The sequence below is a fragment of the Nonomuraea sp. 3N208 genome (assembly GCF_052245935.1).
Taxonomy (GTDB): Bacteria; Actinomycetota; Actinomycetes; order Streptosporangiales; family Streptosporangiaceae; genus Nonomuraea.
Genome location: NZ_JBQQBR010000023.1, coordinates 72,537 through 86,657 on the forward strand (window position 1 = coordinate 72,537; position 14,121 = coordinate 86,657).

Annotated in this window: 11 protein-coding genes; 3 read left to right on the forward strand and 8 right to left on the reverse strand. The window is 69.4% G+C overall.

The genetic code is table 11. The features are described from left to right. Positions 1–116: 116 nt before the first annotated feature. The 5 genes from ACTWPT_RS31910 to ACTWPT_RS31930 all read right to left on the reverse strand — a co-directional run bounded on the left by ACTWPT_RS31910 (position 117) and on the right by ACTWPT_RS31930 (position 7,526). The gene (locus ACTWPT_RS31910; protein WP_443181201.1) at positions 117–1,223 is read right to left on the reverse strand and encodes a sugar phosphate isomerase/epimerase family protein; all 1,107 of its coding nucleotides are present in this window, start codon (positions 1,221–1,223) and stop codon (positions 117–119) included. A 141-nt stretch (positions 1,224–1,364) separates the two neighbouring features. After that, complete coding sequence (locus ACTWPT_RS31915; protein WP_443181202.1) at positions 1,365–2,540, reverse strand: ROK family protein; 1,176 nt, start codon at positions 2,538–2,540, stop codon at positions 1,365–1,367. A 287-nt stretch (positions 2,541–2,827) separates the two neighbouring features. Beyond that, entirely contained in the window at positions 2,828–4,057 is a 1,230-nt protein-coding gene (locus ACTWPT_RS31920) for a PP2C family protein-serine/threonine phosphatase (protein WP_443181203.1), read from the reverse strand. Positions 4,058–4,102: 45 nt separating this feature from the next. Continuing rightward, positions 4,103–5,137: a LacI family DNA-binding transcriptional regulator gene (locus tag ACTWPT_RS31925; RefSeq protein ID WP_443181204.1), complete on the reverse strand. Its 1,035-nt coding sequence runs from the start codon at positions 5,135–5,137 to the stop codon at positions 4,103–4,105. Continuing rightward, positions 5,121–7,526, reverse strand: coding sequence for a glycoside hydrolase family 3 N-terminal domain-containing protein (locus tag ACTWPT_RS31930; RefSeq protein ID WP_443181205.1), 2,406 nt, complete (start codon positions 7,524–7,526; stop codon positions 5,121–5,123). The genes ACTWPT_RS31925 and ACTWPT_RS31930 overlap by 17 nt, the downstream gene beginning before the upstream one ends. A 346-nt stretch (positions 7,527–7,872) precedes the next feature. Between ACTWPT_RS31930 and ACTWPT_RS31935 the strand changes: the two genes are divergently transcribed. The 3 genes from ACTWPT_RS31935 to ACTWPT_RS31945 are packed head-to-tail and all read left to right on the forward strand — an operon-like array spanning position 7,873 to position 11,052. Next, entirely contained in the window at positions 7,873–9,237 is a 1,365-nt protein-coding gene (locus ACTWPT_RS31935; protein ID WP_443181206.1) for an extracellular solute-binding protein, read from the forward strand. Continuing rightward, on the forward strand, positions 9,234–10,160 hold the full coding sequence (locus ACTWPT_RS31940; RefSeq protein WP_443181207.1) for a carbohydrate ABC transporter permease: 927 nt from the start codon (positions 9,234–9,236) through the stop codon (positions 10,158–10,160). The genes ACTWPT_RS31935 and ACTWPT_RS31940 overlap by 4 nt, the downstream gene beginning before the upstream one ends. 1 nt (position 10,161) lies before the next feature. Continuing rightward, complete coding sequence (locus ACTWPT_RS31945; protein WP_443181208.1) at positions 10,162–11,052, forward strand: carbohydrate ABC transporter permease; 891 nt, start codon at positions 10,162–10,164, stop codon at positions 11,050–11,052. A gap of 110 nt (positions 11,053–11,162) precedes the next feature. Here ACTWPT_RS31945 and ACTWPT_RS31950 read toward each other — a convergent pair whose 3' ends face one another. From ACTWPT_RS31950 to ACTWPT_RS31960, 3 genes are all read right to left on the reverse strand, one after another. Continuing rightward, positions 11,163–12,212 carry an amidohydrolase family protein gene (locus ACTWPT_RS31950; protein ID WP_443181209.1) on the reverse strand — a complete coding sequence of 350 codons (1,050 nt, stop codon included), beginning with the start codon at positions 12,210–12,212 and terminating at the stop codon, positions 11,163–11,165. Between the two features lie 382 nt (positions 12,213–12,594). After that, entirely contained in the window at positions 12,595–13,629 is a 1,035-nt protein-coding gene (locus ACTWPT_RS31955) for an alpha/beta fold hydrolase (RefSeq protein WP_443181210.1), read from the reverse strand. Further along, positions 13,626–14,096: a GbsR/MarR family transcriptional regulator gene (locus tag ACTWPT_RS31960; RefSeq protein ID WP_443181211.1), complete on the reverse strand. Its 471-nt coding sequence runs from the start codon at positions 14,094–14,096 to the stop codon at positions 13,626–13,628. Before ACTWPT_RS31960 ends, ACTWPT_RS31955 begins: the two co-directional genes overlap by 4 nt. Positions 14,097–14,121: the final 25 nt, after the last annotated feature.

Genomic DNA, 14,121 nt, shown 5'->3' on the forward strand with positions numbered 1-14,121 from the left:
CTCCTTGGAGGGAGGAGTGTCGGGACCCGGGCCGCTACGGTGGTCCGCAGGCAGCGGTGTCTGCGCCTACACCTGCCGCGGCAACGGCAGGGGATCACGTAGCGGTCCGGCTGTGTTCAGGCGCGCAACTCGGCCATGTTGGCGTAGCTCAGCTCTGCGTAGCGCAGGGACTGGGCCGGGTCGGCCCCGGGTGCGTTGTCCTGCTCGTACATCGGGTTGTGGAAGCCCATGTGCCGCAGTCTGGCGAAGAAGCGGCGGTAGTCGATGTCGCCGGTGCCGAACGGCACCATGTCGTAGCCGTTGGGCACGGCCGGGTTGGACGTGCCGTCCTTGGCGTGGAACAGCGGAAATCGCAGCTCCCGTGCGCGCACGGTGGCGAGCGGGTCGAAGATGTTCGTCTGTGTCGAGCCGTCGGGCGCGGTGAAGGTGCGGTGTTTGAACTGGGCGACGTGCGCCCAGAAGATGTCCATCTCGAAGTGCACGCGCCTGGGGTCGCTGATCTCGAAGAAGTACTCCAGCTTGCGCACGCCGGAGGACCGGGTGGGCCGCCCCTGCGCGTCGAGCGGGCCGCTGTCCAGCAGGAACGCGTACGCCGCGTCGTGGTTGTGGGTGTAGAGCTTGACCCCGGCCTCGCACGCGATCCGGCCGAGCTCGTTCCACTTCTCCGCCGCGACGTCCCAGTCGCTCTTGTACGGGCTGTTGGTGGGGTCGGCTCCGGTGCCCACGTGGCCCAGGCCGAGGATGTTGGCAATCTCCAGGACTTGCTTGAACCGGTCGAGGTCGGCGGTGCTCAACGGCCACGAACCGGGGATGAACCCGTGGTTGCCCTCGGCCTCGAGCCCGTTGTCGTCGAGCCAGGTCCGCAGCAGCCTGGCGCCCTCGACGGTCTCCAAGTTCGCGCCGCCTTCGGAGCCGGCGTGCTGACGGTAGCCGGCGAACTCGACCTGCTTGTAGCCGATGTCGGCGAGCGTCTCCAGCACCCGGCGGAAGCCGGACGGCAGGGTCGTGGACGCGGGGTCGCGGGAGATCGCGTCGCGGACGGTGTAGAGGATGATGCCGCGTTTGCCCGGCGGGATCAGCGGCTGTCGGGTGGCGGCCTGCGCGGGCTCCGCCAGCGATACGGCGGCCGCGGCGGCGACGCCGGTGGTGGCCGCGAACAACTGGCGGCGGTTGAGTCCTAAGCGGCGGCCAAGCGCCTCTTCGTGCTCATGGAGGTGGCTCACGCGGGGTTTCCCTTCCTTGAAGGACGCGTGCGCCGACCACGTCACGGCGGATCCGTGCCCGGCCCTCGCCGGCATGCCACCGCCGCGTGAGCCAGGAACGATCTCATTGGTACTACGCCCGCGTGACGCGGTCAATGGTGGTCATTTAGTGAGGAACCGGTCGATCGTGTCGGGCGAGAGCACATGCTCGACCACCATGGCCGCGGCGCCGATCACGCCCGACCGGTCGCCCAGCTCGCTCACCCTGATGCTGAGATGCTGCGTGGCCAGGGGCAGCGACCGGCTGTAGATCGTCTCCCGCACGCCCGCGAGCACCTGCTCCCCGGCCTCCGCGAGGTCGCCGCCGATCACAATGATCGACGGGTTGAAGAAGTTCACGATCGACGCCATGACGGTGCCGACCTCGCGGCCCGCCTGCCTGACCAGCCGAGTGGCCCTGAGGTCGCCGGCCCGCATGAGCGCCACCACGTCCCTGCTGCCCCGCGCCTCGACACCGGCGGCACGCAGCGCCGCCGCCATCGACGCGCCACCGGCCACCGCCTCCAGGCAGCCGGTGTTGCCGCACCGGCACGGCGCGTCCGAGGCCGGCACCCGTACGTGGCCGACGTCTCCCGCCGCACCCTGCGCGCCCCGGTGCAGCCGGCGGCCGGAGATGATGCCGCAGCCGATGCCGGTGCCCATCTTGATGAAGATCAAGTGATCGGCTTCCGGCCGCGCGGCCCAGTGCTCGCCGAGAGCCATGATGTTCACGTCATTGTCGACCAGGACGGGAGCGCCCAGCCTGGCGCCGAGCCACTCCGGCACGGCGAAGCCGTCCCAGCCTGGCATGATCGGCGGACTCGCCGGCCGTCCCGAGGCGTGCTCGACCGGCCCCGGCAGGCCGACGCCCACCCCGCACACCTGCACCGGGTCGCGGCCCGTCGCGGCGAGCAACTCGTGGAAGGCGTCCACGACGCAGCCGAGCGTGCGCTCGGGACCCTGGTCGACGGGTAGCTCCACGGCCCGCTCCGCGAGCACGGTCATGCCGAGGTCGAGCACGGCCAGGCGGGCATGCGTCGCGCCGAGGTCGGCCGCGAGCACGACCCGCGCTCCCCCGTTGAAGGCGAACACCGTGGCGGGCCGGCCCCCTGAGGAGATCGAGCCCTCGCCGGCCACCACCCAGCGGTGGTCCATCAGCCCGTCCAGCCGCTGCGACACCGTGGACCTGGACAGTCCCGTGAGCTCGGCGAGCTCCCCGCGGGTACGGGCCTGCCCGTCCCTGAGGATGGCCAGCAGCGCGCCCGCTCCCAGAATCTGACCATGTGCTCCACTTGGCATGCGCCCTACCTTACTTCGGATATCGACGGACTTCCGTTGACAGGAATTAAAAGTCAGATCTATCGTCGCGAAACATGCGGGACATATGCGGCCCTCGCCGATAAAGCCCCGGACGATCGGTCAACGATTCCGGAGCTGCACGTGCCGCACGGCGCGAAACCGGAGGTGATGCCCTTCCCGCATGTGGAACCTGAGCCCTCTGGAGGATTCGGGCCCGGTCCCCGCCCGCCGTCGCGCCGAGACGCGGGAGCCCGGGAATGCCACCCGGGCCGAGCCCTCCAGGGGGGTCACGGTGTCAGCCGGTGCTGCTGTTCGGCGCGCCACTCCACCAGGAGCACGGTCGCGTCGTCCTGGAGCCAGCCACGCTGGTGGTCGAGGATGGTGTTGATCAACCGGCGCAGCGTCTCGGGGGCCGGCACGCCGTCGGCTTCGCGCCTGATGACGAAGTCGATGAAACGTTCCAGCCCGAACAGCTCCCCTTGGGGGTCCTGGGCCTCGATGACGCCGTCGGTGTAGAGCAGCAGCCGGTCCCCCGGCTCCAGCTGGTACCGGCCGAGCTCGGTGGGCAGCCCAAGGCTGAGCCCCATCGGCGTGCCGAACACACCGTCCAGTGTGGCGACCGGCTGGCCGCGGCGCAGCACCACCGGCGGGGGATGGCCTCGGTTGGCCCAGATCAACCGCCCGTTACGGGTGTCCAGGTCGGCCATGATGCCGGTGGCGAACCGGGTGGCGATGAAGTGATCGGCGATCGCCTCGTCGATGGCCTCGCCGGCGGCCAGGACGTCGGCGCCCTCGCGGCGGTGTTTGCGGAAGGAGCCCATGGCGATGGTGGCGGTGAGGCCGGCCGAGGTGTCGTGTCCCATCGCGTCGAAGATCGCCAGCCGCAGCACATCGCCGTTGAGGGCGAAGTCGTACGCGTCGCCGCCCACCTCGTAAGCCGGCTCCAGCGCGGCGCTGACGACCACCCGGTCGTTGGCGAACGTCGCGCCGGGCATCAAGTTCCACAACACCTCGGCGGACAGCGCCATCGGGCGGGTCCGCACGAGCTGGGCGTACACGTCGCTGAAGGCGCGCTTGCTCTCCACCAGCAGGGCGACCAGGGCGGCCAACCGGCTCACCCGCGTCAGGACGGCCTCGTCGGTGTGGGTGACGATCACGCCGAGCACGCCGATCCGGTCCGTGCCGTCCAGCAGCGGCACCCACAGCCGCCGGGGCCCCTCCGCCGTGCAGGACTCGCCGGCCTCGGCCGAGGAGACGGTGCGGCCCTGGACCGGCTCGACACCGCGGAAGGCCTTGCCTGCGACCGTCGTATCGATGGGGATGCGCTCCAGCGGGCTGCCGACCTCGTCGCGCTGGCCCGGCAGCGGCACGAGATACTGCTGCTGCAGGTCGGCCACGTACAGCATGGCGTGTGCGAGCCCCGCCTGTGCGGCGTGCGCGGCGACCAGGGCGGGCAGGTCCTCCAGCGAGGCCAGGTGGTTGGCCCGCAGCAACCCGCCGAGCATCTCCTCGTCCACGACCCCCTCCCCCGATCAAGGAGCTCTTACCCGGCCGGACGTCTCTCAGGCATGCTTTGCGCAGGTCACATCCGCGGTGGAGCCCCGGACGATCAGCTCGGTGGCCAGCTCGACGTGGTGGGAGTCGACCTTCTCGCCGGCCGCCAGGCGCAGCGCGGTACGCAGGGCGACGCCGCCCATCTCCCGCAGCGGCTGGCGCACGGTGGTCAGCGGTGGCGAGGCCATCCGGGCGATCTGGGTGTCGTCGAAGCCGACGATGCTGAGGTCCTCGGGGATGCGCAGGCCGCGCGCCCGGGCGGCCTCCATGACGCCGAGCGCGGTCTCGTCGCAGCCGACGAAGATCGCCGTCGGCGGCTCGGGGAGATCGAGCACGGCCGCGCCGTACTCCAGGCCGTCGTGGTAGCGGAAGTGCCCGAACCGCGTGTAGCCGGGCAGCACCGGCGCCCCTTCCGCCTCCATGGCGGCGCGATAGCCGTGCAGCCGTGCCTGGTTGCAGGCGGCCGTGGTGGGCCCGCCGATGTAGGCGATGCGCCGGTGCCCGAGCGAGAGCAGGTGCTGGGTGGCGGCCAGCCCGCCGGCGAAGTTGGTCGACCCGACGCTGGTCAACTGGGTGTGCGGCAGGTTGAGCGGGTCGATGACGACCAGCGGCAGCTGCACCCGCGACAGTGCGGTCAGCTGCCGGGTGGTCAGCTGACCGCTCGTGACGGAGATCAGCGCCCGGCGCCCGGCGGCGACCAGGCCGCTGGCCCACACGGTGGCGTGGTCGATCTTCTTCCTGACACTGACCACGACCCCGACGCCGAGCTCGGCCCCAGCCGTGACCACACCCTGGATGATCTCCGTGGAGTAGGCGTTGAATTCGTTGTCGAACTGCACCTCGACCGTGTCCGTCCCGACGGCCTCACCCCGGCGCTGCGCCAGCGCGACATAGTCGTGCTCCCGCAGCAGCGACTCCACCAAAGTCCGGGTGGCCGGCGCCACGTCGCTGCGACCGTTGAGCACCTTGGAGACGGTCGCCACCGACACGCCGGCCGAGGCCGCGACGGTGGCCAGCGTGGCGCGTCTAGGACTGGCCGGCATCAATTCCCTCCTGCTCCTCGACCGATACAGGAGTGACCAGGCGCCGGTCGTGGCCGACGACCCGCGTCGCACCCGTCAGTCGCACGACGCCCCGGCACGGCAGGTCGGTCGCCGACCTGCCGACGAGCACCTCGACGTCTCCCGGCTCTACGATGCGCCTCAGGTCGCGTCCAGTGAAGGCCGTCCGGTCGGCGTGCACGCGGAAGCTCACGCGGGCGCCGGCTCCGGGCTCCAGCCGGACCCGTGCGAACCCCGTCAGCTGCCGGACCGGCCGGGTGACCTGAGCGACGACGTCGTGCAGGTAGAGCTGAACGACTTCCTCTCCGGCCCGCCCGCCGGTGTTGCGCACCCGCACGCTCACCGTGAACTCGCCGTCCGTCGGCACCTCGGCGTCGCTGATCAGCAGATCGCCGACCTCGAACGTGGTGTAGGAGGCGCCGTACCCGAACGGGAACAGCGGCGTCGGGTCGAGGTTGCTGATGCCCTGGCTGTTGGTGCCCAGCGGCGGCTGGAGGTAGGTGCCGGGCTGGCCGCCGTGCCCGCGCGGGATCTGCACCGGCAGCTTGCCGGAGGGCTGGATCCGGCCGGACAACACGCCGGCGATGGCCGCGCCGCCCTCCTCGCCCGGCATGAACGCCTGCACGAGCCCGGCGGCGAGCTCATGTGCCGCACCCAGCGCGTACGGCCGGCCGGACACGACGACCACGACGACCGGCGTGCCGGTGGCGGCGAGCTCGGCGAGCAGGTCCTCCTGCACGCCGGGCAGCCGCAGGTCGTCGGCGTCACAGCCTTCCCCCGAGGTCCCGTGTCCGAACAGCCCGGCGAGGTCGCCGACGGCCACCACGCACAGGTCCGCCTCGCGGGCCGCGGCGGCCGCGGCGGCGAAGCCGGAGCGGTCGCCGTCCTGCACGTCGCAGCCCCGCTCGTGGACGATCTCGGCGTCCGGCAGCTCGGCACGCAACGCATCGAGCAGGCTGGCCGCCTCGATGCCGAGCCCGAGCCCGGGATAGCGGGGCAGCACGTGGTTGGGGAAGGCGTAGCAGCCCATGAACGTACGCGGCTCGTCGGCGCACGGCCCGACGAGCGCGATCTTCCGAAGCCCGGGACGCAGCGGCAGCGCGTCACCGGCAGAGAGCAGCACGATCGACCGTTCGGCCAGCTCACGCGCCAGCGCCCGGTTGCCCGGCGAGTCGAGGTCGACGGCGGCGGCAGCGGCCACGGACTTCTCGGGCGTCCAGTCGGGGTCGAGCAGGCCGAGCTGGGCCTTCTGGGTGAGCAGGCGACGCGCCGCCCGGTCGATCAGCGACTCGGGGATCTCGCCGTTGCGTACCCGCTCGACCAGGTGTTGCCCGAAGCCGAGCGTGTCGGGCAGCTCGACGTCGATCCCAGCGGTCAGCGCCCGCACGCCGGCTTCTTCGGTGTCGGCGGCGACGTTGTGCATGGTCGCCAGGAACGGGACCGCCCAGTAGTCCGAGACGACGGTCCCGGTGAAGCCCCACTCCTCGCGCAGTACCTCGGTCAGCAGCCAGGGGTCCGCCCCGGCCGGCACGCCGTCCACGTCGGAGTAGGAGTTCATCACCGACCGCGCCCCGCCGAGCGCGATGGCCGTCTCGAACGGCGGCAGGATCATGTCCATCAGCTCGCGCCGCCCCATGGGGACGGGGCCGTGGTTGCGTGCCGCCCGCGAGGCCGAGTATCCGGCGAAGTGCTTCAGCGTGGCGATGATCCCGGCGTTCTCCAGTCCGCGCACGTAGGCGGCGGCGAGCATCGAGACGAGGTACGGGTCCTCGCCCATCGTCTCCTCGACCCGTCCCCACCGGTAGTCGCGCACCACGTCCAAGACCGGCGACAGGCCCTGGTGCACGCCCACGGCAGCCATGTCCCGCCCGATCGCGCTCGCCATCCGCTCCACCAGGCCGGGGTCGAACGTCGCCGCCCACGCGATGGCCGCGGGATAGACGGTCGCCCCATACGTCGTGAACCCGGTCAGGCACTCCTCGTGCACGATGGCCGGGATGCCGAACCTGGACTGCTCGATGACCGCGTGCTGCAGCCTGACCACCTCGGCCGCGCCCTCCTGGGCCGTCACAGGAGCGCTGCCGTGCACCCGGGTGATGTGACCGAGCCCTTGGCGGATCGCCTGGTCGAAGGGAACCGTCCCCGAGGCCGCGAACACGTCCTGCATCGGCGCGACGTTCAACGTCTCGGCGTCGTCCACCGGCTCGTGCTGCATGTCGTTGCCGATCCACCGGCTGCCGAGCTGGCCGACCTTCTCCTCCAAGGTCATCTCCTCCAGGAGAGCGTCGACCCTGTCGGGGACGGCGAGTGCCGGGTCCTGCCACGGGCGAAGCACACCGTCCACCGCGGGCGTCCGATCTACAGCCGTCATCTGCTGCTCCTTCAAGGCGATGTCCACCGTGAGTATTTCGAAATGTTTCGACGTCGTGAGCGACCCTGTGAGCGAGACCTCCTCGACACCAGATGACCAGCTGAACGCCGCGTCAGAGTACTTTACACAGGGCCTTCGCGGATAGGGGAGATTCCCAGGTACGACGGGTCTTGACAGGCACAGACCCGAAACTTAGATTGGCGGACCACGCGGCATGTCGCAAATGTTTCGACAAGCTAACTCTGAAGGAGAAGCGCAGGCGCCGGCTCCCCAGCCGCCCGCCCACCCCATCCGACGTTCAACTAGCCGCGCGGCAACCCCCCGGCGTTCAGTTACGGAGATCAGCGTGGAGCCCAGGACAACCTCTCGCCGTACCTTCCTCAGCCTCTCCATGGGCCTTCCCCTGGGGGCCGCCCTGGCGGCCTGCGGCAGCTCCGGACCCACCCAGACGGGCGCCGGTGGCGGCACCGGCTCGACCGGCGGAACTGGTGGCGGCGCCGGCAAGGCCACTTACTGGTACCTCAGCGTTGAGCCGAACGAAGGCGTGCGCCGACGCGCGGTCGAGCGCTTCAACAAGGCCAACCCCAACAGCACGATCGCGACGACCACCCTCCAGAACGACGCCTTCAAGACGAAGATCAAGACCGCGATCGGTGCGGGCGAGGCTCCTACCATCATCTGGGGCTGGGGCGGCGGTGGCCTGCGCAGCTACGTGCAGGCGGGCCAGGTCGACGACCTCACCTCGTGGTTCGACCAGAACGCGGCCTACAAGGATCGGCTGTTCCCGTCCTCCTTCGGCGCGGCCACGGTCGACGGCAAGATCTACGCGGTGCCGGTCGAGGCCGTGACGCCGATCGTCTTCTTCTACAACAAGAAGCTCTTCGACAAGATCGGCGCGCAGCCCCCGCAGGAGTGGGGCGACATGATGGACCTGGTCAAGAAGTTCAACGCCGCGGGCATCGCGCCGTTCTCCCTCGGCGGGCAGTCGCGCTGGACGAACATGATGTGGCTGGAGTTCCTCTTCGACCGCATCGGCGGCCCCGAGGTCTTCCAGGCCATCTACGACGGCGAGAAGGACGCGTGGAACAACCCGGCCGCCATTGATGGCCTGACCAAGATTCAGGAGCTGATCAAGGCGAACGGCTTCGTCAAGGGCTTCTCGTCGATTACCGCCGACTCCAACGCCGACCAGGCGCTGCTCTACACCGGCAAGGCCGCGATGATGGTGCACGGCGGCTGGACGTACGGCTCGATGAACACCGACGGCGGCGACTTCGTCTCCGGCGGCAGCCTCGGCTACATGAACTTCCCGCCGGTGCAGGGCGGCAAGGGCGACCCCGGCAACACCGTGGGCAACCCGGCCCAGTACATGTCGATCTCCTCCAAGGCGACGCCGGAGGCGAAGGAGATCGCCAAGAAGTACTTCCTCGAAGAGATGAACTCCGATGCGCAGTCCAAGGACTGGGTCAGCATCACCCAGGTGCCGATCGTCAAGGGCATCGACGCGCAGTTCGGCTCCTCCAAGGAGGGGCCGTGGCAGAAGTTCGTCTACGACACCGCCAGCAACGCCAAGTCCTTCCAGCAGTCCTGGGACCAGGCGCTCAGCCCGACCGCGGCCGAGGTCCTCCTGGACAACATCGCCAAGCTCTTCCAGCTGTCGATCTCGCCCCAGCAGTTCGCCACGAACCTCAACGAGGTCATCGGCAAGTGACTGTTCCCCCGATCCCCGCCAGGGGGAGAGCGTCCCTGACCGCCGTGCCGGGCGGTCAGGGTCGCGGCCTGGCCTGGCTGGCCCTGCCGGCGCTGCTGTTCTTCGTCGCCTTCGGCGTCATCCCGCTCATCGGGGTCTTCGCGCTCAGCTTCACCACCTGGGACGGGCTCGGCGAGATCCGGCTGTCCGGGTTCGACAGCTGGCGGGCCGTGCTCACCGATCCCGGACTGCCGCACGCGTTGTGGGTGACGTTCCTGGTCACCGCCCTGTCGTGGGCGGTGCAGACGCCGGCGAGCATCCTGCTCGGCACGTTCCTGGCCGGCTTCCAGCGCTATCGCGCGGTGCTCGCGGTGATGTACTTCATCCCGCTGCTGCTCAGCTCGGCGGCCATCGCGATCACCTACAAGGCGCTGCTGGACCCGAACTTCGGGCTCGGCGCGGGGCTGGGGATCCCGATCCTCGTGCAGGACTGGCTCGGTGAGCCCGTCCTCGCCTTCAGCGTCGTGATCTTCGTGGTGTCGTGGCAGTTCATCCCGTTCCACTCGCTGATCTACCAAGGCGGCGTACGCCAGATCCCGCGCTCGATGTACGAGGCCGCCGAGATCGACGGCGCCGGCCGGGTCCGCATGTTCTTCAGCATCACCCTGCCCCAGCTCAAGTACACGATCATCACGTCCTCGACTCTGATGGTCGTGGGCTCGCTGGTCTTCTTCGACCTGATCTTCGTGCTCACCGTGGGTGGGCCCGGGGACGCCACCCGGGTGCTGGCGCTGGAGATGTACAAGAAGGGATTCCAGGCCAACCTGATGGGCCCCGCGAGCGCGATCGCCGTGATCCTCGTACTGGTGGGCCTGGCGCTGGCGCTGCTGCTGCGCCGGCTCGGCGGCCGCGACGCGAGCCACAGCCAGCTGGAAGGGGCCTGACATGGCGACGACCCTCACCAATGACTCCTCGCGGGTGGCGGCGGAGGACGCCGGTCCCGGCCCCAAGGGAGTGACCCGCCGCCCCAACTGGGTGGCCGGCGCGGTGTCCTTGTTCTGGCTGGCGATCGTGATCGTGCCGATCTACTGGATCGTCATCACCAGCTTCAAGTTGCAGACCAACTACTACTCCGAGAACCCTCTCGTGCCGCCGTCCGAACCCACGCTCGCCAACTACCAGATGGTCATCGAGGCGGGCTTCATCCGGTACTTCGTCAACAGCGTCGTCGTCACGGTCGGCGCGGTGGTACCGACCGTCGCGGTGTCGTTCATGGCGGCGTACGCGATCGTCCGCAGCGGCAGGGGGCGGTTCCTGCGCTACACGAACTCGCTGCTCCTCATGGGCCTGGCCATCCCGCATCAGGCCACGATCATCCCGATCTACCTGATCATCATCAAGCTCGGCCTCTACGACACGCCCATGGCGCTGATCCTGCCGTCGATCGCGTTCTCGATCCCGCTGTCGGTGCTGGTGTTGTCGAACTTCATCAGGGACGTGCCCAAGGAGCTGTTCGAGTCGATGCGGCTGGACGGCGCCAGCGAGCTCGGCACGCTCTGGAACCTGGCGCTCCCCCTGACCAGGCCGGCCGTGGTGACGGTGGTCGTCTACAACGCGCTGGCGATCTGGAACGGGTTCCTGCTGCCGCTGATCCTCACGCAGAGCCCCGAGCAGCGCACGCTGCCGTTGGCGCTGTGGAGCTTCCAGGGCCAGTACGGCATCAACGTCCCGGCGGTGCTCGCCTCCGTCGTCCTCACCACGCTGCCCATCCTCGTCCTGTACGTGGTGGGCCGCCGCCAGCTGCTGGCCGGCCTGACCGCCGGATTCGGCAAGTAACCGCCATGGTGCCCGGGGGGCGTTGGCCAGGTGCCGCAGCTGCTCGGGGGCTGGCGGTTCTCAAGTCACAGGTTCATTGATGTCATGCAGTGCCGGCGCAGCCGGGAGCGTCAGGCCGACTGGGGATGTTTGCGACTCGCCGCAACGTGCCCGGTCAGCCGCTCCCAGTTGCCGGACCCGATAGCGCACTTCTCCTCCTCGGTGAACGGAGCTTGCTCGAGGAACGACCGCGCGACTCCGCCGCTCGTATCGAGGAACGGGAAGCCGCCCGGCCGTGTCCCGTAGGTGTACGGGTAGTCGGTCGAATACAGCATGCGTTCGGTCCCGACGACCTCCGCCGTCCACCGCAGGTAGCGCTCGCTCACCGTGCCGCTGCCCGCCACCCAGAAGTTCTGGCGGAAGTAGTCGGCGAGGGGCCGCTCCAGCTTGGCATTATGAGCCATGATCCCCGTGTGGTCGAGGTAGAAGAGGACGACCTCGCCCCAGTGTCCGGCGATCACCTGCAGCTCGGGGTGGCGGTCGAACACGCCGGAGAAGATCATCCGCAGGTATTGAATGCCCAGGTCGTAGTACCAGCCCAGCCCTGCGGTGGCCAGCCCCATGCCGACGCCGCCCAACCCTGAGTAGTACGCGTCCAGGACCGGCTGCACGGGGGTCTGCGGGTGGAAGTGCAGGGGCACCCGGAGTCGTTCGGCGGCTGCGTAGAGGTCGTCGAACTCCGGCGCGTCGGCCAGCCTGTCGCCCGTGCGCCCGTACAGCATCGCGCCGCGGAAGCCGAGCTGCGTTACCGCGCGCTCCAGTTCCTCAACGGCGGCTTCGGGCACCGGCGTCGGGATGGCCGCGAGCCCCTGGAACCGCTCCGGGTGGGCGGCGACCACCTCCGCGAGCGCGTCGTTGGCCTCGCGTGCGACGCTCACGGCGTCGGCCGCCGCGAGGTTCTGCACGCCCGGTGAGGCCAGGGACAACACCGCGACGTCCAGACCCTGATCGTCCATGTCGGCCAGGCGCCGATCGCCGACGTCCCGCAGCCGCTGCGCGAACGGCTCGTCGCCGTAGCCGAGCTGCGGGATCTGCGGCACCCCCGCCCGAGCCCAGGCCTCGAGCAGTACTGGCAGAGCGACGTGTTCCTCAAGACCGACGATTCTCATCTTCTCCAGCATTTCCGTTCTCCTCCGGGGATTATTTCCACTGAAAACATGGAGACGATATCACTGATACTATCAGTGGTCTAGCCATGGGCGTATCATCGATCCACGCATCGAGGAACGGAGGTTGGCGTCACTCCTGCCTCCACGTCGGAGGCGCGATCTATCGTCACTTCAACGACATGGACGGGCTGCTCGAGGCGGTGGCCGAGCACGGCTACGCCACGTTCCTCGCGGCCGCTTGGCGATGGCCAGGAAGCCGACCTCCGCCATCTTGTCGCTGTGCGCGTGCCAGTCGGGGAGGGTGATTTCGCCGAGCTCCAAGGGCTCGTCAGGCTACCGTGAGCGCGCCCGCGAGCACCGACAGTTTCCGCGCGGCGGCGGGCAGGGAAGGGAATTAGCTCGGCGCGGTAATGCTCTCGATCGTGTCCCTGAACTCGTCGAGTGCCCGCACGTACTGGGCGGGCTTGAAGAAGTGGAGCACATGGTTGGCGTGGACGCGCAGGTAACGGGCGTGCGGGACCAGCTCCATGATCCGGGCGGCGTCCTGGTCGTCCAAGGCGCCCACCAGGCCGCGGCGGGGATCCCGGAACCAGTCGGCGTGTATGAGGAGTAGCGGGCAGCGGACTCGGGCGAGCGCCTCGGCGTGGTCAAGGCCCTCGTACATCCGTCCGTCCACGAACGCGCGCGCGAAGTCCGGGTCGAACATCGACAGCGCCATGAACATGACCCGGGCGGCCAGCGGCATGAACGGGAGGTCGACCGGCTCCCCAGGGTGTTTGTGCTGAAATTTCGCGATCCGCCGGGAGAGGTAGTTGAGGAACCACTCGGGCACCTTGCGCTCGGACCCGTTGGGCTCCGGCTTGGTGACGCCTCTGAGATAGTCGGCGAGGTCACGCCGACCCAGGTTCCCCAGCACCGCCGCGGCGTGCGCCAAGCCCTCATAGACGTAACGATCGTGCTCCTTGAACCGAGGCATCTCCGCCGAGAACACGGGGGCGTCCTCTAACACCACGGCGGACACGAGGTCGGGCGCGTTGGCCGCGCACCATAGCGCGATGAGCCCGCCCGAGGAGTTGCCCGCCACGATCGCCGGTCGCCCGACCGCACCCCGCAGGAACGCGCGCATGTCCTCGCCGACGGTACGCCAGCAGTAGTCGCCCGGCGTCCAAGTGGACTTGCCGTGACCGCGTACGTCGACCGCGTAAACCTGGAACCCGGCCGACAGCGCGGGCATGACCCGCTGATAGCTCTGCCAGATGCCGGTCTGGGCGGGCACGAGCACCAGCGGCGGCCCGTTGTCCGGGCCCACGGCGTAGTTGATCCGCACCGTGCCGGTGTCGAACTCCCGCTCCGTGAACCCCGCCCGCCGCACCTTCTTGATCGTGATGGGCGCCTGCCCGCCCTCGTACGGATTACCTTCGCCCGTCACGGCGAATCCTCCTCCCAGCGTTGGAACAGCGGCGGGATCTCGCGCTCCAGCCAGCTGAACAACCGGTGGGCGTCGCGCACCCGGCCGGCCCGCGCGGGGTCGTCGCGCAGGAGCTCCAGCCCTTCGGCGGTGATCTCGCTGAACTGGCCCAGCGCCTCGAGCTTGCGCCGCGCGACCCGTTCCCAGACGTCGTCCACGACCCGCAGGTGCACGCCGCGCTCGGCCGGCCGGGTCACCGCACGCACGAACCCGCCGGCCTCCAGCACCCGGACGGCCGTGCTCAACGACCCCTTGCTCGCACCGATCGCCGCCCCGATCTGGGCGGCGGTCTGCTCGGGCGGGTCACAGACCATCAGCCAGCCCAGCACCCGCCCCGTGATCAGCGGCAGCCCGTTGTTCCTGGCGAAGAACGCCGCGACCTGCTCCACCCAGGCCAGCAGCTCCTCGTCCCTACGTTGTTCATCCATCGTCAATCAGTTTAGTCCTTACTGA

Excerpts from the sequence above, each read along its gene's own strand:
- ACTWPT_RS31960 (WP_443181211.1), bottom strand. The coding sequence starts at position 14,096 with ATGGATGAACAACGTAGGGACGAGGAGCTGCTGGCCTGGGTGGAGCAG.
- ACTWPT_RS31925 (WP_443181204.1), bottom strand. The coding sequence starts at position 5,137 with ATGCCGGCCAGTCCTAGACGCGCCACGCTGGCCACCGTCGCGGCCTCG.
- ACTWPT_RS31930 (WP_443181205.1), bottom strand. The coding sequence starts at position 7,526 with ATGACGGCTGTAGATCGGACGCCCGCGGTGGACGGTGTGCTTCGCCCG.
- ACTWPT_RS31950 (WP_443181209.1), bottom strand. The coding sequence starts at position 12,212 with ATGCTGGAGAAGATGAGAATCGTCGGTCTTGAGGAACACGTCGCTCTG.
- ACTWPT_RS31945 (WP_443181208.1), top strand. The coding sequence starts at position 10,162 with ATGGCGACGACCCTCACCAATGACTCCTCGCGGGTGGCGGCGGAGGAC.
- ACTWPT_RS31915 (WP_443181202.1), bottom strand. The coding sequence starts at position 2,540 with ATGCCAAGTGGAGCACATGGTCAGATTCTGGGAGCGGGCGCGCTGCTG.